Annotated in this window: 16 protein-coding genes; 4 read left to right on the plus strand and 12 right to left on the minus strand. The window is 62.7% G+C overall.

Features of this window, described 5'->3' with window-relative positions:
* Window positions 1-4 precede the first annotated feature (4 nt).
* A complete protein-coding gene (locus CW354_RS03575; RefSeq protein ID WP_104828680.1) occupies window positions 5-793 on the minus strand; it encodes an ABC transporter ATP-binding protein in 789 nt (262 codons plus the stop codon).
* Complete coding sequence (locus CW354_RS03580) at window positions 790-1,923, minus strand: ABC transporter permease (protein WP_207764644.1); 1,134 nt, start codon at window positions 1,921-1,923, stop codon at window positions 790-792. The genes CW354_RS03575 and CW354_RS03580 overlap by 4 nt, the downstream gene beginning before the upstream one ends.
* A gap of 168 nt (window positions 1,924-2,091) precedes the next feature.
* On the opposite strand from CW354_RS03580, the gene CW354_RS03585 reads away from it, so the two are divergent.
* Window positions 2,092-4,362 carry a CHASE2 domain-containing protein gene (locus CW354_RS03585; protein ID WP_133162156.1) on the plus strand — a complete coding sequence of 757 codons (2,271 nt, stop codon included), beginning with the start codon at window positions 2,092-2,094 and terminating at the stop codon, window positions 4,360-4,362.
* Between the two features lie 24 nt (window positions 4,363-4,386).
* On the opposite strand, the gene CW354_RS03590 is transcribed toward CW354_RS03585, so the two are convergent.
* From CW354_RS03590 to queC, 4 genes are all read right to left on the minus strand, one after another.
* Window positions 4,387-7,101, minus strand: a complete 2,715-nt coding sequence (locus CW354_RS03590) for a VPLPA-CTERM sorting domain-containing protein (RefSeq protein ID WP_104828682.1) — start codon at window positions 7,099-7,101, stop codon at window positions 4,387-4,389.
* Window positions 7,102-7,370: 269 nt separating this feature from the next.
* Window positions 7,371-7,877 (minus strand): DUF6265 family protein, encoded by a 507-nt coding sequence (locus CW354_RS03595; protein WP_104828683.1) that lies wholly within the window; start codon window positions 7,875-7,877, stop codon window positions 7,371-7,373.
* A gap of 49 nt (window positions 7,878-7,926) precedes the next feature.
* A complete protein-coding gene (locus CW354_RS03600) occupies window positions 7,927-9,105 on the minus strand; it encodes an MFS transporter (RefSeq protein ID WP_165793501.1) in 1,179 nt (392 codons plus the stop codon).
* The gene (queC, locus tag CW354_RS03605) at window positions 9,102-9,827 is read right to left on the minus strand and encodes a 7-cyano-7-deazaguanine synthase QueC (RefSeq protein WP_104828685.1); all 726 of its coding nucleotides are present in this window, start codon (window positions 9,825-9,827) and stop codon (window positions 9,102-9,104) included. The genes CW354_RS03600 and queC overlap by 4 nt, the downstream gene beginning before the upstream one ends.
* A gap of 84 nt (window positions 9,828-9,911) precedes the next feature.
* On the opposite strand from queC, the gene cutA reads away from it, so the two are divergent.
* The gene (cutA, locus tag CW354_RS03610; protein ID WP_104828686.1) at window positions 9,912-10,253 is read left to right on the plus strand and encodes a divalent-cation tolerance protein CutA; all 342 of its coding nucleotides are present in this window, start codon (window positions 9,912-9,914) and stop codon (window positions 10,251-10,253) included.
* 64 nt (window positions 10,254-10,317) lie between these two features.
* Window positions 10,318-10,797 (plus strand): peptide-methionine (S)-S-oxide reductase MsrA, encoded by a 480-nt coding sequence (msrA, locus tag CW354_RS03615; RefSeq protein WP_104828687.1) that lies wholly within the window; start codon window positions 10,318-10,320, stop codon window positions 10,795-10,797.
* Window positions 10,798-10,826: 29 nt separating this feature from the next.
* Here the strand turns inward: msrA and CW354_RS22935 are convergent, their stop codons facing one another.
* Window positions 10,827-11,006: a hypothetical protein gene (locus CW354_RS22935; protein WP_133162157.1), complete on the minus strand. Its 180-nt coding sequence runs from the start codon at window positions 11,004-11,006 to the stop codon at window positions 10,827-10,829.
* Window positions 11,007-11,397: 391 nt separating this feature from the next.
* On the opposite strand from CW354_RS22935, the gene CW354_RS03620 reads away from it, so the two are divergent.
* A complete protein-coding gene (locus CW354_RS03620; protein WP_104828688.1) occupies window positions 11,398-12,642 on the plus strand; it encodes a glycosyltransferase in 1,245 nt (414 codons plus the stop codon).
* Between the two features lie 2 nt (window positions 12,643-12,644).
* Here the strand turns inward: CW354_RS03620 and CW354_RS03625 are convergent, their stop codons facing one another.
* From CW354_RS03625 to hppD, 5 genes are all read right to left on the minus strand, one after another.
* The gene (locus tag CW354_RS03625; protein ID WP_165793502.1) at window positions 12,645-13,508 is read right to left on the minus strand and encodes a glycosyltransferase family 2 protein; all 864 of its coding nucleotides are present in this window, start codon (window positions 13,506-13,508) and stop codon (window positions 12,645-12,647) included.
* A gap of 66 nt (window positions 13,509-13,574) precedes the next feature.
* Window positions 13,575-14,489, minus strand: coding sequence for an alpha/beta hydrolase (locus tag CW354_RS03630; RefSeq protein ID WP_165793503.1), 915 nt, complete (start codon window positions 14,487-14,489; stop codon window positions 13,575-13,577).
* Between the two features lie 44 nt (window positions 14,490-14,533).
* The gene (locus CW354_RS03635) at window positions 14,534-15,040 is read right to left on the minus strand and encodes a hypothetical protein (protein WP_133162158.1); all 507 of its coding nucleotides are present in this window, start codon (window positions 15,038-15,040) and stop codon (window positions 14,534-14,536) included.
* On the minus strand, window positions 15,037-15,525 hold the full coding sequence (locus CW354_RS03640; RefSeq protein WP_104828692.1) for a MarR family winged helix-turn-helix transcriptional regulator: 489 nt from the start codon (window positions 15,523-15,525) through the stop codon (window positions 15,037-15,039). Before CW354_RS03640 ends, CW354_RS03635 begins: the two co-directional genes overlap by 4 nt.
* 9 nt (window positions 15,526-15,534) lie before the next feature.
* On the minus strand, window positions 15,535-16,602 hold the full coding sequence (hppD, locus tag CW354_RS03645) for a 4-hydroxyphenylpyruvate dioxygenase (protein ID WP_104828693.1): 1,068 nt from the start codon (window positions 16,600-16,602) through the stop codon (window positions 15,535-15,537).
* Between the last annotated feature and the right edge of the window lie 49 nt (window positions 16,603-16,651).

The raw sequence follows: 16,651 nt of genomic DNA on the forward strand, positions 1-16,651 counted from the left end.
TCCCCTAGCTCGCCTTAAAGGCAAGCGCGGCCCTGCCCCTGGGCCCTGAAAAATATTCCTGTATCCACGGATGATCGGTCTTGCGAACCTCTTCGAGAGGGCCGCAGGCAAGGACCCGCTTTTCAGCAAGCACCGCCACCCGGTCACACGTCGCATGCAGCGTATCAAGATCATGGGTCACCATAAACACGGTTAACCCTAAGGATTCCTTGAGATTCACGATGAGCTCATCGAATTTCGCGGCCCCGATCGGGTCGAGGCCGGCGGTCGGCTCGTCGAGAAAAACGATTTCCGGATCGAGGGCGAGCGCCCGGGCGAGGCCGGCGCGCTTCCTCATCCCGCCGGAAAGCTCGGCGGGGTATCGCGCGCCCGCCTCCTCCGGCAGGCCGGACATGGAGATCTTCAGCGCCGCAATGTCCTTAGCCAATTCGTCAGGAAGGTTAAGATGTTCTTTAATCGGCGCCATGACGTTTTGCGCGACGGTGAGCGAGGAAAACAGCGCGCCGCCCTGAAACAAAACGCCCCAGCGCTGTTCGATCACTTCGCGCTCCTTGTCGCTGGCCTGATAATAATCCTCGCCGAAAATGCGCACGGTTCCCGCGCTCGGCCGTTTAAGACCGATGATGGCGCGCATCAGCACCGACTTGCCGGTGCCCGACCCGCCGACGACGCCGAGGATCTCGCCCGCCCTCACGCTGAGGTCGAGATCTTCATGCACCACGAAGTCGTCGAACTGGGTCTTCAGCCCTTTGACTTCGATGACATGGTTTGAATCCTGTCCCTCGTCCGTCAAAAGTCGATCTCCAGATAAAACATCGCGAAGAACGCATCGATGAGGATCACGAGAAACAGCGCCTGCACGACGGAAAGCGTCGTGTGCTGACCGAGGGACTCGGCGCTGCCTTCGACTTCCATGCCCTGGAAACAGCCGATGATCGCAATCACGAAGGCGAAAAACGGCGCCTTGATGAGCCCCGCCCAGAAATGGTTGATGACGATGGTCTCCTGAAAGCGCGAGACAAAGAGCGCCGGCGAAATATCCATCGCTGTCGCCGCCACAAGACCGCCGCCGATGACGCCGAGCACCGCCGCGACGAGGGCGAGGATCGGCAGCATGATGACGAGCGCGATCACCCGCGGCAAAACAAGAACCTCCATGGGATCGAGACCGAGGACGCGCATGGCGTCGATCTCCTCGCGGATCTTCATGGAGCCGATCTGCGCGGTGAACGCGCTGCCCGACCGCCCGGCAATCAGGATCGCGCTTAAGAGAACGCCGAATTCGCGCAACACCGAAATGCCCACAAGCTCCACGGTGAAAATGTCTGCGTTGAACATGCTGAGAATTTTGGCGCCCATATAGGCGACCACCGCGCCGATGAGGAACGACATCAGCCCGACAATGGGCATGGCGTTCAGCCCCGCCTCCTCCATATGATAGACGGTGGAGGTCCAGCGCATCTTTTTCGGATTGAGCAGGACCCGTCCCGCCGTCGCCAGGGCGAGGCCGACAAAGCTCAAGACTTCGATCGCCGCGTAATAAGCGTCGACGACGCCGACGCCGAGGCGCCGGATGACCGCGACGAAGGCGTTTTCGTGCAGGGGCTCAACATGGCACGGCGAAAGGTGATTTTCGACCTGTTCGAGAAGCGCGGCCTGCGCTTCGTTCGCGCGCACGAAGCCGGAGTCGCCATTGCGCTCGCAGGCCCTGAGCGTGCGCTGGAGCATCATCGCGCCGACGGTGTCCAGCCTTTCCACCCCGGACATGTCGATGACGAGATCGCGGCCCACCGAATCATCGGCGAAATCGCGCAAGGGATCGTCGAGACCGCCGAGAAAACGCGCCCGCCAGTCGCCCTGGGGGGCCAGTTTCAGCACCCCTTGCGTCACATCGATGTCGAAACTCGCCGCCGAATCCGTCATGGTTAATGCTTCCTTAAAGGAACCAGGCGCCCGGCCCGGTCCTTGCAGCGCTATGGTTTAAAACAGGATAATAAATTCATCCTGAATAAGGGCTTGCAAGTCGGATCGGCATTGGGCTCATGGAGCCCGCGGGCGCCGCCCGATGTCGTGCCGGTAAAAGGGGTCGTTTTGGCCAAACGTATGTTTTCCAAGCCGTTTCAGTGGCTGACCGGGCTCCCGCTCCTGGTCGTCACCGGCGTGCTGGCGGTGATGGCGATCGGCGCCCTGACCGGCGCGCAATCGCCGGAAGCGCGCTGGCGCGAGCGGCTTTTCGATTATTTTCAAAGACTTGACCCGGCAGACGGCGCGGCTGTGGATAATTTCCACCTGGTTCTGATCGACCGCGAGAGCGTCGAGGCGGTCGGCCCCTGGCCCTGGCCGCGGACGGTGATCGCCGGGCTCGTGGAGGCTGCGGGCGAAGCCGGCGCGAAAGGCGTCATCCTCACCGAAGCGGTCGACGCCCCCGATCCCCTGTCGCCGGAAACCATCGGCGAATTCTGGCTTTCAGGCGCAAGGGACGAAACCCTGGCCCAGCAGCTCGCCCTCCTGCCCCAGACAGACGAGCGTCTCGCCGAAGCTTTCACGTCCGTTGACGGCGGGGTCGGCGTTTCGGCCTCGGCGCCGCTCAACCCTTATCGCACATCTTCCTTTGAACGCACTGATATGAAAGGCGTTTCCTGGCTTCATGTCGCCGGCGACGCGGCGGATTATCTGGCGCTGCCGGCGACGCGGTATTTCTACGGGCTCAATCCGGCGCTGGCCAATGCGGCGCAGCCTTCCGTCTCGGCGCTGTCGCCCGACAGCGACGGCGTTTTGCGGCGCGCGCCACTCCTGTGGTCGATCGGCGGCAAGCCGGCGCCCTCCATCGCGCTCGAGGCCGCGCGCCTGGCGGCCGGCGGCGAAGCGGTCACCATCACCGCCGCCGATGCAGCCAACGCGCAAGGACGCACGCTCGAAAGCCTGCGCGTCAACGGCCATGCGCTGCCGCTCTCGGCAAGCTCGGCCATGCGGCTTTACCTGCCGAAAAACATCGCGGTGCCGACCACTTCCGCCTCGCGCCTGCTTTCCGGCTATAACGGCGCGCCGGTGATCGCCGGATCGAATTCGCAGCTGAAAGACGCGGTCGTTCTCATCGGCCTCGATACGGAGCTCGGCCCCTCGGTCCGGACGGCGCGGGGGCCGATGGCGCCCGCCGCGGTCCACGCCCTCGCCGCGGCGCAGATCGTTTCCGGCGAAGCGCCCGTGCGCCCGGGCTGGGCGGGCTATATGGAAGCGCTCGCGGTGATGCTGCTCGGCGCGGCGGCGATCATGATCGCCCGGCGTCTCGACTTCTGGCGCGCGGCGGGCTTCGCCGCCGTGGTCTCGCTCGTCCTCGTGCTCGGCGCCTATGGCGCTTTTGCGTTCGGCGACATCATGCTGAACCCGATCCCGCCGGCTTTCGCGCTGTTCCTCGGCGCGTTGTCGATCGCCGGCGGCAAATCCATCGGCGGCGTGTTGCGCGACGATAATCTGCGCGGCTCGTTCCATGACACGCTGCCCGAAGCGGCGATGAAGAAACTGCGCGAGGATTCAGGCGCCGATCTTCTGAACGGCGTGCGCCGGGAGATCACCGTCCTCGCCTGCGAGCTGCGTTTCGCGGACGAAGATCTGCGCACCATGGAGAACCTGCCCGACGACATCACCAAGCTCCTCGCCGCGGCTTCGCTCGATCTGCGCCAGACCATCATCGACGCCGGCGGCGCGGCCGATCAGGCGGAGGGCGGGCGCCTGTTCGCTTATTTCAACGCGCCCTTAGAGACCGCCGACCACATCCAGGCGGGATGCGCGGCGGCGCTGCGCCTCATCGAAAGCATGGACAAGGTCAACGCCGATCTCGACGCGTCGAGCCGCACGCGCGGCCTGCAGATCCATCTCGCCATCGGCATCGCCACGGGCCCGTGTTTCGTCGGCCCCATGGGCCATGGCCGCAACAACCGCTACTCCGCCGTAGGCCCCGCGGTCGACCGCGCCGCGTTCCTGCGCAGCCAGTCCGAGTTTTACGGCCCCGCGATGATCTGCGACGAGCAGGTCTACAAGGAAACGCATCACCATTTCGCGTTTCTCGAACTCGACAAGCTGAAACTGCGCGACGAGACGCGGCCTGTCTCCATCTATGCGCTGATCGGCAATCCGTTCATCAAATCGTCGAAGGCGTTTCGCGCGCTTGACGACGCCCACCGGGAGTTTCTGAAGGCCTATCGCGCCGGCGATATGGGCCGGGCCAAAACGCTTTTGGAAAAAACCAAAGGCTCGCCCGGCGCGAAGATCGCCCTCTTCGACATCTATGAAGAGCGCGTCAAAAAATATTCCGAAGACGGCGTTCCCAAAGACTGGGACGGCGCGCATATAGCGGGGGTTTGACGGCGGCGCCTTTCTTGACGCATATCAGGCCAATGCGCGCCGCGCCGGCTTGCGCAGACGGCGGAAACCGGCAAACCCTCCAAGACCTGAGAGGAAAAACAATGCTGCGCCCGGGAGCGGAACCTCTCCGCCGTCCATCCCGAAAATGCGAAGCCGGAACACGTCGACATCGAAGCCGCCGATATTCGCGACCTCGACGCCATAGCTGTACATGACGCTCGCGGCGAGGCCGAATATGTACACATTGTCAAAATCGCCGAGAATGCCGCCGACGCTGTCCGAAACGATAAGATCGTAAACCGACGGCGCCGGGTCGAACGAAAAGTCGACTTCAAGATCGCCGTCGAGCATCGCGGCCGCCGCATCGATAGCGGCGTAGTCGACGCCTCTGTTGGTGCCGTCAACGTCAAACGAAAGCGTTGCTCCCGCGCCAAGCGTCAGCGCATCGTCGAGGCTTACAAGCGTATGATCGAGATTGACCGTCCCGGTCCCAACGCCGATCCCGCTTTCGCTGACGCCGACGCGCATGGCCGACGCCATCACCGGACCGTCGCTGACGGTAAGATAACCGGTAGCGTCGCCCGTGCTCGTCGCGCCGCGCACATTGCCGACCTCGATAAGGTCGTAGCCGGTGATGCCGCCGGTAATGCTGGCGACGCCGATTGTCGTGGGAGCTGCATTCGTACTGCCGACATCGAAGCTGAACCCGTTCCCGTTGCTGTGGACGCCGCCGCCCAGAACCGTTAGCACGCCGCCGCCGCTGCCCGTCGCGTCCGGATCCGCCGTACCGCTGCCGACGCCGATGGTGTTAAAGCTGAAGATGCCGTCCCCGACCGTCAGGCTGCCGACCGAGACGCCGTTCCCTGCCGCCGTCCCGACCGAAAGAAAACCGCCGGTCGTCGACCGTGATAACGATCCGACCACATCCATCACGCCGGACGCATTGCCATTGCTGTCGAGCCCGGTGACGCCGATCTGCATCGACGTAAAGCCGCTCACATCGCCGCTCACCGACAAGGTCCCGTCCGCATCCCCGAGACTTTCCGTCCGGCCGATGCGCAGCGCGCCCGTATCGAGACCTGTCAGATTGCCGGTGATCGAAACATCGCCCTGCGCGCTGCCGGTCTGAGTCGCGCTCCCGCGCGCATTGCCGACCTCAACGATGCCGTAGCCGTCGACATCGCCTGTGATACTCGCGACGCCTGTTACGGAGCCGTTGGCGTTGAGGCTGCCGACGTCGAAGCCGAAGCCGTCGCCGCCGCTGTGAACGCCTCCACCCAGAACCGTCAGCACGCCGGTCGAGCTGCCCATCGCGTCCGGGTCCGCCGTGCCGCTGCCGACGCCGATGGAGCTAAAGCCGTTGAGGCCGTTTCCGACCGTCAGGCTGGCATTCGCAACGCCGTTCCCCGCCATTGTGCCGACGGAAAGGAAGCCGCCAGTCGTCGAGCGCGACAGGCTGCCGCCGACATCCATCACGCCAGCCGCATTGCCGTTGCTGTCGAGGCCGGTGACGCCGATCTGCAGCGATGTGAACCCGCTCACGTCTCCGCTTACGGATAGCAAGCCGTCCGCATCCCCGAGGCTTTCCGTCCGGCCGATGCGCAGCGCGCCCATATCGAGGCCCGTCAGATTGCCGGTGATCGAAACGTCGCCGCTCGCGCTGCCGGTCTCAGTCGCGCTCCCGCGCGCATTGCCGATCTCAACAATGGAATACCCATCAACATCCCCGGTAATGTCGGCAAAGCCAAGGACGCTGCCATTGGCGTTGAGACTGCCGACGTCGAAGCCGAAGCCGTCGCCGCCGCTGTGAACGCCGCCGCCCAGAACCGTCAGCACGCCGGTCGAGCTGCCCGTCGCGTCCGGGTCCGCCGTGCCGCTGGCGACGCCGATCGAGTTGAAGCCGAAGACGCCGTTCCCAACCGTCAGGCTGCCGTCCGCGACGCCGTTCCCCGCCATCGTGCCGACAGAAAGGAAGCCGCCAGTCGTCGAGCGCGACAGGCTGCCGCCGACATCCATCACGCCGGCCGCATTGCCCTCGCTGTCGAGGCCGGTGACGCCGATCTGCAGCGACGTGAACCCGCTCACGTCCCCGCCGACCGTCAGCGATCCGTCTGCGTCGCCAAGGCTTTCCGTCCGGCCGACGATGAGACCGCCCGCATCCATGCCGGTGAAGTCGCCGGCGATGGCAGCGTCGCCCGTCGCCGTCCCGTCAGCAATGCCGTCAATAAATTCGCCGATCGACGCGGCGCCGCCGACCGTCACATCGCCATCATTATTGGCGCCGCCGTTCGTCGTCAGGAGGCCGTTGGAATCGCCCTGCGGAAAGATGAAGACCGGGGCGTCGGTGACGCCGATCCTCAGATCGCCGCCGACAGCAAGGCCGACGTCATTTAATTGCAGCGATCCCGTTCCATAAGGCGGCAAAGGCGAGGAGTTGTCGCGGTAACCGATGTTTAGATCATTGGTATCAGCGAGCGTCCCTGAACCTGGATAGAAACCGCTGGAACTGTCGGCCGTCGCGTCGCCGCCATTGTTGATGAAGACGTCGTCGGTGGAGCCGGGAACGCTGAGCGACCAGTTCGTGCTATCGAACCAGTCGCCGGCGCCGGCGTTCGACCAGGAAATGACGGCAGCCTCAGCGGGGCTGGCGGCGAGCACGCCGGCAAGACAGAGCGGCGCGAGCTTTACGGACGAAAGTCGCAAAAAGGCCGCAACACCATGCAGATTTTGCGTTGTCATTCGCACCTCCCCCTGGAAACGGCACGTAATATTAAGGCAGTGTAGACCCTACGCCCGAAATATAGAAGCGATTTTCTGTGTCTTCCAAAACAACCTGCCGTTGAATTCGTCGGCGCGAGATTCCTAACAAGGGCAAGATGTCGCGTCCCGCCTTCAATCTTTATACTGACTTTTTTCTTGCGCCTCGCCGACGGCATGGCGCGGGATAATCTCGAAAAGGCGTTCCCAAAGACTGGGACGGCGCGCATATAGCGAGCGTTTAAAGCGCTCTAAGGCGTCTGCCGTTCATAGCGGAAATCCGCGCGGCTCGTCTCATCGAGTGAAACAGCCGAGCGCAGAACATCCTCGCCCTCGAGCGCGAATGTCAGCCCGTCGAAATAGACGGCGTTCTCTTCCAAAGCGACCAGCGGAAATTCCTCATAATCATCCTTTTCCTCCCAGCCGGTGAAGTCCGGATTGAAATGCTTGATCTGGAGGACAAGCGATCCCTCATGCTCAGCGAAGAGATAGAACTCGTAAAACATCAGCGCGCCGTCCGCCGTCGCCTGGCGGAACATGCCCATCATCTGACCGTCCACGGGCGGCGAAATGAACTCTTCCGACTTGCCGCCCAGCCCTTCGCCCTTCCAGTGGCCGATCAGCCATGAAAGCTCGTCGATAGAGGCGTGCGGCGACGCCGCGTCCTCGCTGAGCGATTTGATTTCAATCTTCGCTTCTTCAGCGCCGGCGGACGCAACCATGAACACCGCGGCGAAAATCATGATTATGAAACGCATGGATGTCTCTCCTTCCCTGCGGCGGCCATTCGGCGCCGGTCCCGGCATCTTAATCGAAAAGCCGGCCGCCGTCCCATACGCGCATGAGGAGGATGGCGGCGAGAAAGGCGCACGCGCCCATCCCCGCCATCATCAGATAAGCGGGCGCGGGGCCGGCCCCGTTCCAGACAAACCCGGCGGCGACCGTGGCGAGACCCGTCACCGCCCCGACGCCGGTCGTCGACATCAAGGTCATGCCGGTGTTTACGAGGCGCAGGGGCGCGGCGCGGTCGAGAAACTCAATGGCGCCGAGATAGGCGCAAGCGAAAGTCCCGGCATGCAGCGTCTGCACAATAAACAAGAGCGGCAAGGGCGGCTCCAGCGCGATCACCGTCCAACGCAGCGCCGCCGCCGCGCCGCCGAGCGCGAGCAGCTTGGCGGGGCCTAAGCGTTTCGCGAGCCCGCGTGCGCGTGTCAGCAAAAAGATTTCCGCGATGACGCCCGTCGCCCACAGACAGCCGATGACGAGGGTCGAATAGCCAAGCTGCTCCCAGCGCAGGAAGGAGAAGGCGTAATAGACGGCGTGCCCGCCCTGGGTGAGGCCGGCGGAGAAAAGCACGATGAGGAATACAGGATTTGCGAGAAGCTTCGGCGCCTCGCGCCAGGAGACCGGTTTGGCGCCGCCGCGCCCGCCCGCGCCGGCCGGCAGCAGGAAGGTCATCAGGAATGCAAAACTCGCCGCGCAGGCCATGGCCGGCGCCGCCGCCGCGACACCCGTCGCCGTCAGGATCGCGCCGCCGATAATATTCGTCGACAAAAAGAAGAAAGAGCCCGCGGCGCGCGTCTGGCCGTAATGCAGCCAGCCGTTGCGGTCGGCGCGCAAAACCGCCGTGTCGGTCAGCGGCACGAGCAGGCCGAAAGTCCAGATCACCAGCGCGGCGCTCGCCCCGATCAGGATCTTTGTCGGCGCAATCAACAGCCCGCCGGCGCCCAGCGCAAAAAGGAAAGTGACGGCGCGCAGGGCGCGGCGTTCGTCCGTCTGATGATCGGCCCAGAAAGCGACCAGCGGCCCGAAAAGAAGCCGCGCGATCAGCGCCGCGCCGGTGATGAGGCCGATTTCCGACGCATCGAAGCCATTCAGCGCCAGCCAGCCGGCGAAGAATGGCAGTTGAATCCCGAGCAGGATGAACTGCCCGCCATAATAAAAGGCGTAAAGCGGCCCGGCGTATTTCTTCAAATTGTCGCTCAAGGTCGGGCCGACTCGGTCCCGGCGCTGTAAGCGGCCCAGCCTTTCGCGCGCAGCACGCAAGCCGGACACTCGCCGCAGCCATAGCCCCAGTTATGGCGCGCGCCGCGCTCGCCGCGATAACAAGTGTGGCTGTGCTCGTTGATGAGCGCCACCAGTTTCTCGCCGCCGAGACTTTCGGCGAGCCGCCAGCTTTCCGCCTTGTCGATATGCATGAGCGGGGTTTCAAGACCGAAATCCGCATCCATGCCGAGACGCAAGGCTTCAAGCTGCGCGTTAAGGGCCGGTTCGCGGCAGTCGGGATAGCCGGAATAATCGGTCTCGCACATGCCGGCGACGAGGCGCCCCAGATTACGCCGATAAGCGAGCCCGCCCGCGAGCGAGAGAAAGACGAGATTGCGGCCCGGCACGAAAGTCGTTGGCAGCCCGTCCTCGCCCATGACGATTTCCGTCTCATGGGTCATGGCGGTCTCGCCGAGGTCTTTCAGCCCCCGCGCATCGACCAGCATGTCCTCGCCAAGTTTTCCGGCCCAACGGGGAAAAGCGTCGGCCATGGCTTTGCGCACGGTGAGCCTGGCGCCAAGCTCGATCGAATGGCGCTGGCCGTAAACGAAGCCGACCGTTTCCACATGGGCGAACCGGTCGAGCGCCCAGGCGAGCGAAATCGATGAATCCTGGCCCCCGGAAAACAGGATGAGCGCGCGGGACGGGTCGAGCTTGCGCATGGTTCTAAAGCGCGCGAGACTCAGCGCGCATCCCTTTGGCCTGACGTGAGGAAACGGGTTTAGGCCGGGTGCGGGAGGCGCGCAATGTCTGGACCGGAACTGTCTGAAATCGTCTTTCTTTATGTCACCGCCCCGAATTCGGAGACCGCGGCGCGAATCGCCCGGCCCCTAGTGGAGGAAAAGCTCGTAGCCTGCGTCAATATTCACGCCGAAATGCGCTCGGTCTATGAATGGGAGGGCCAGGTGGAGATCGGGCTCGAAACCCCGATGCTCGTCAAAACCACGCACGCCGCCGCCGGCGCCGCCCGGGACCGGATCATCGCGCTGCACCCTTATGACGAGCCCTGCGTCGTCGCCCTGCCCGTCGCGGAGACAGGCTCGAGCCGCAGCTTTCTCGACTGGATCAAACAGGCCACAAGCGCGTGATGCCCCTTGCCGCGGAGGCGTTTGCGCCCTTTATGGTGCTGCGTAAGAGACGGAGACAAATCTCATGACCGAAACCGCTGTTTTCGCCGCCGGCTGCTTCTGGGGAGTCGAGCAGGTTTTCCGCGACACAAACGGCGTCGTCGCGACGGAAGTCGGCTATACGGGCGGCCATACGGAAAACCCCACCTATCGCGAAGTTTGCGGCAAGGGCACCGGCCACGCCGAGGCGGTGAAGATCGAGTTCGATCCCGCCGTCGTCAGCTATGAGAAACTGCTCGAGATCTTCTGGGCGAGCCACGACCCGACCCAGGTGAACCGCCAGGGCCCCGATGTGGGCGATCAGTACCGCACGGCGATCTTCACGCTTAACGACGCCCAGCGGGAAACCGCCGAGGCCTCAAAAGCCGCGGAAAACGCTTCGGGCCGTCACCCCCGCCCCATCGCCACCGAGATCGAACCGCTCGGCAAATGGTGGAAAGCGGAGGAGTATCACCAGCAATATTTCGAGAAAAACGGCGGCGGCGCCTGCCACGTCCCGCGATAGACCACGTCCCTCAATAGACGGGGCGGCGCTTAAACAGCGGCGCCGGCGCGGCGCGCATTCAGGGCGCGAACGGATTTTTTTGCGCCGGATTTGCGATGCGCGGCATGCGGCGCGCGGGCATTGTTCGTCGCAATGATCAGCCCGCCCAGCAGCAAGACGAGACCTGCGGCGTCGCCGAGGGTCTGGAAGACTTTCAATATGCGTCTCATAAACGCTCCCTGCCCGCCAGCGACGGGTGCGGCCAACGCCGCCTCGCGCGGCGGCGTGATTTTCTATGCAGGAGTCGTGTGACAATCGCGTGAAACGGGCCCGCCCCGCACAGCGCCGCACCCTTTGCACATTTGTCACCTATTTGTCTTACAAGAAAATCCGCAACAACCGAAAGACTGTTGCTTCTCCGGCGCTTTTCCGGATTTTCCAATTTTACAATGTGTACGGATTATTTTTTGCAACACGCAAATTGTGCGCGATTGTCATAAAAAATTACCTTGAAGCAGCGCACTCCATCCATCCAATACGTAAACAATTGGCGGAGGGGCGCAGAACGACGCGTGCGGCCGGCCAAAAGGCGTATAAGAGTCACAAGGCGGGATCACCAAATTGCGCACGCGTTCATCAGCGCTCACCATTTGCGATGTGACGCAGTCATACGCAGTTCGCGGCGGCGGGGTGAAAACCTTTCTCAGCGAAAAACGCAGCTTTCTTCTCGGCCACACCGACGCGCATCATGTGCTTATCGTGCCGGGGCCGGAAGACCGCATCATCCAGGAAAAACGCGCCGCGATCATCGAAATCAAGTCGCCGCAAGTGCCCGGCAGCCCCAATTACCGGCTGCTCCTGCGCTCGCCGGCGGTTCTCGACGCGCTCGCCTTCGTCAAGCCGGACCTCATCGAATGCCAGGACGCCTATAATTTGCCCTGGACGGCGCTGTGTTATCGCGCGCGCCATCCCGAAACTGCGGTCGTCGCCGGCTATCACACGGATTTTCCGACCGTTTATGTGGAGCGTTACCTGCGCCCCCGGGCCGGCGCCTATGCCGCGCGCCAGGCGCGCCGTCTCGCCTATCGCTACGCCGCCAATCTCTACCGGCGTTTTGACGCCTTTTACACGCTGACCCAGATCGCCGCCGAACATTTCGCTGAGCTCGGCCTGGACGACCCTCAGATCCTGTCCCTCGGCGCCGACACGCGTCTTTTCAACAAGGCGCAGCGCTGCTGCGACTTGCGCGCGGAGCTCGGCGTCGGCGACAACCAGCCGCTCCTGATTTACGCCGGCCGCATCGACAAGGAAAAGCAGGCCCGCGTCGTGGTCGATGCGTTCCGCAAGCTTCCCGCCTCCTGGGGCGCGAGCCTCGTCATGCTCGGCGACGGCAAGGAGCGCGACGCGCTTGCCCGAGAATGCGCCGGACTGAAAGTCTATTTCAAGGGCTTCGTCGACGACCGGGAAAGCCTCGCAACCTATCTCGCCTCCTCCGACATCTATGTGTCGGCCATGGAGAACGAGACCTTCGGCATTTCGGTGATCGAGGCGCAGGCGGCGGGCCTGCCTGTGGTCGGCGTCCGGGCAGGCGCGATGATCGACCGGGTGCCGCCCGCACTGGGACGGCTCGGCCCTTGCGGCGATTCCGGCGCTATGGCGGCGAATATCGCCGCCGTCTGGATGGACCGTTTGTCGGAGATGGGCGCGCGCGCCAGAGCCCATGCGCTCGAAAATTTCTCCTGGCGCAAGACATTCGAAGATCTCGTCTTCCGGATCTACTCGCGGGCGCTTGAAAGGCGCGCCGGGAAAAGCGCCGACCCCGTTTTCGAACCGGCGGCCGAGAACCCGCAGGCGAAAGCCGGCTGATTTTAAACGCCCGCTTCGCGTTCTTTTCCCGTCCCTTCCCAGGGCCGCTCGCGCAGGCGCAATTCGTCATGGGCGCGCGCCGCCATGCGCGGACCGAGAAAGTCGTAAAAAAACCAGTCTTTCATCTGAAACGGCGTCGCGTGATAAAGAATGCGCTCAAACAGGGTCCAGCGCTTTTGCAAGACGCTCGACCGCCGGTCGCTCGCCCGGCACCAGAGGCCGGGATCGTGCACCACCCGCCCCTCTTTCCAGACGCGATGCATAAGCTCGTGATCTTTGCGCAGATGCGGCCACAATTTGCGCGAATAGCCGCCGGCCCGCTTCAGCGCATCGGTGCGGAAGGTGTGGGCGTAACCGCCCGCATGACACTGTTTGCGCAACAGGTGCGGCACGATCCGCATTTTCAGACGCGCAAGCCGGCTGCTTAAGCTTCCGGGTTCATCATAAAACGCCGTCGCGAGGATTGCGGCCGCGCCCGGCCCCAGGGCGTCGTATTGCGCGCCGGCGCGGGCGAGATAATCCGGCGGATAGATCGTGTCCGCGTCGCAGATCGCGATGAAATCAGTATCGGCTTCGGCGATGCCGCGCTCCAGGGCCGCCGCCTGGCCGGGCGTCGTTTCGACAAGATGCACGATATCGATGTCCTCAGCCTCGGCGAGCGCCGCGCGCGCGGCGGCGCCCGAGCCGTCCGTGGACGCATTGTCGACAAGGGTTAGCCGGAAAGGGCGCACGCTTTGCGCAATCATTGAGGCCAGCATGGCGGGCAGAAAGGGCCGCTCATTATAATAGGGAACGACCACGGACCAGCGCAGCTCGTCTGCGCGTTGCGCAGGCTGCCGCTCAGGCTCTTTCAACGATGCGCGCACGGATGCAAGTCCCGAAAATTTCGGCGCCATTCTAGGCGGGAATGACGACAGAATTACGATGCGGGTCTAGCCGCCGAGATGCGCGCTCTGTTTTGAAATCCAGTCCGCAACATCGGACCAGACGCGTTCCGCCTGCAGATCGCGAAACAGCATGTGCCAGCCTTGCGGATAGCGCCGAAAGGTGACGTCGCCGGAAAGGCGCATGGCGGTTTTCTCCATGGCTTTCAAAGGAATGATTTCGTCCTTCTCGCCCATAAGAAAAAGAATGTCGCCGCGCACCTCTTTGGCGCCGCCATAGGCCGCGCCCATGACGCGCGTGACGCCGACCACCGCGTCGAGACGGGTTTCCTTGATCACCAGCGGGTCTTTCGCCATTTCGCGCAAGGCCTCGATATTGTCCGTCGCCTGCCGCTGGGCGCGCTCGCCGGTCAGCGTTTTGCCGGGCGCGAATGTTGCGGCGATATTGGCCGAGAGGCGATATGGGATCGGCAGCGCCGCCCCGCCCCACACGCCCGGCGCCGCAAGGATAAGACCGTCGGCGCCGAGCGGCGCCTCGGCTTCCGCCGCCAATATCACGCCGGCGCCCATGGAATGACCGAGCACGAAAACAGGAAGGCCGGCGTGCTTTGCTTTCGCGGCCGTCACCGCCGCGCGCAGATCGGCGACCATCGTCTCCTCGCCGACCCAATGGCCGAAATCCGGAGACCGGCCGAAACCGCGCTGGTCAATGGCGTAGACCGTCACGCCCTTTTCCGCCCAATAGGCGGCGGGCTCGTCATACATGTGCGAATAATCGTTCATGCCGTGGAGCGCGATGACGGCCGCGCGCGGGGCTTCCGCCTCCCATGTCTGAACGCCAAGCACGGCGCCGTCGATGGAACGCAGACCGTCAGCCTCGAACCGTGGCTCGACCTGCGCAGGCGGCGCATCGGGAAAGGAAACGCAGGCTGAGAGAGCGAGAGCGGCGAAGAGAATGAGCATACGTTTAGTACTGCTCCAACCTGCCATCGGTGACGCCTCAGCCTTCACGGTTTTTGGGTGATATCACTCAACGCGATAATTTTATCCCAAGAATCCTTATATTCGCCCACATCGCCGACGCTGACAGAGCAGCCGCGATAGGGTCGACCGGACTTAGTTATCTGATCAGGAAAGGTCGGGCAATTATCTTCCCCGATATGAACATTCACGTTCGGAGACCTTTTCTGCTTTTCCTCAACTATTTTTAGGGCGACTTTGCGCCAATCTTCTGATGAAAGAATGTAAAAGTCTGGCCGCTCTATATCGAGTTTGCGCAAATCGACAAACACGATGTATGCGCCTTCACCGACTACGCCTTTGATGTTCGCCCATTTGGGCCCTTTTTTGGCTTTAACTTCGATCCGGCGGGTATTCCCCTCTTCTCCCATCACCAACAAGTCAGTGCGTTTGTAGTTTCCAAGGGTAAGCTGCGTATAGACACCGCGCCTGCAAAGTTCGGAAGCAACGGCGTATTCACCGGCCAGACCGAGTTTTATTTTATCATCACTCATTCAACTTGGCCGTTAAGGCGCGCTTTTTCTTCCAGCTTCTCAAGCGCCAGGCGGAACGCCGCCGCCTCTTCCGGCTCGAGGGTCGACATCAGGTCGTCTTCAAAGGCGAGCGCCAGTTCGGCGATGCGGTCGAAGACATCCTGCCCTTCCGGCGCAAGGGAGAGCATGGAAACGCGCCGGTCGTCCTTGTGCGGCGCGCGCTTTACGAAACCTTTCTGTTCAAGGCTCGCCACCGCGCGGGAGACGGTCATCTTGTCCATGGGCGTGCGTTTGACGACGTCGCGGGCGGCGACCTCGTTCGCCTCGCCGATCACCGCTAAGACGCGCCATTCGGGAATGGTGATGTTCTCGTCGCGATAGGCGCGCGCCAGACGCCCGGAAATCGCGTGGCCCAGCGCGACGATGCGGTAGGGCGCAAACTGGTCGAGCACCAGTTTGCGCCTGGCGCCGGGCTTGGTTTTACGCGAGACGCAGGCGACGGTCATGGGCGCAGTTTACGCAGATTCTTTCAGAACGCCCCTGCGAATCTGATCTTCCTCGATCGATTCGAACAGCGCCTTGAAGTTGCCTTCGCCGAAGCCTTCGTTCCCCTTGCGCTGAATGATCTCGTAGAAGATCGGGCCGATGGCGTCCTGGGTGAATATCTGCAGGAGAAGCCCCTGCCCTTGCGTCGGCGCGCCGTCGATGAGGATGCGGTTCTTTTTGAGGCGCTCCAGATCTTCGCCGTGATCGCCGACGCGCTCGTCGACTTTTTCATAATAGGTGTCCGGCGTGTCCTGGAACGGAATGTCTCTTTTCCGCAGCGCCTCGACGGTTTCGTAGATATTCCCCGTGCCGAGCGCGATATGCTGGATGCCTTCGCCGTTATAGCGGTCTAGAAACTCCTCGATCTGGGACTTGTCGTCCCGGCTTTCGTTCAACGGAATACGGATCTTGCCGCAGGGGCTGGTCATCGCTTTCGAGACGAGGCCTGTCATTTTGCCTTCGATGTCGAAATAGCGGATTTCGCGGAAGTTGAAGATGTCTTCGTAATAGGCCGCCCATTTGTCCATATTGCCGCGATGGAGGTTGTGGGTCAGGTGGTCGATATAGGTGAGCCCCATATCGTTTTTCGACGGGTCCGCGCCTGCGATGGGTTCGAAATCCACATCGTAAATCGTGCGCGCGCCGTAACGGTCGACGAGATAGACGTTGAGCCCGCCGATCCCTTCAATGCCCGGAATATTCAATTCCATGGGGCCCGCCTTCGCCTCGATGGGCTTGGCGCCGCGCTTCACCGCTTCCTTGAATGCGGCTTGCGCGTCTTTCACGCGGAACGCCATGGCGTTGGCGCCGGCGCCGTGCTGGCCGCAGAATATTTTTGGCTGTCCGGTCTGCTCGCGGTTCAACAGGAAGTTGATGTCGCCCTGGCGGTAGTGAACCACGTCTTTGGACCGGTGCCGGCCCACGGCCGTGAAGCCAAGACGCTCGAACAGGACCGCAAGTTCGTCCGGATTGCTGCTCGTATACTCGACAAATTCAAAACCGTCGGTGCCGATCGGGTTTTCGAACAGGTCAGCCATGGCTATTCCTTCCAGCTAAGGGTGTGCGTTGGCCAAGTTAGTAACATAT

This window comes from Hyphococcus luteus, assembly GCF_002943565.1.
GTDB classification, from domain to species: Bacteria; Pseudomonadota; Alphaproteobacteria; order Caulobacterales; family Parvularculaceae; genus Hyphococcus; species Hyphococcus luteus.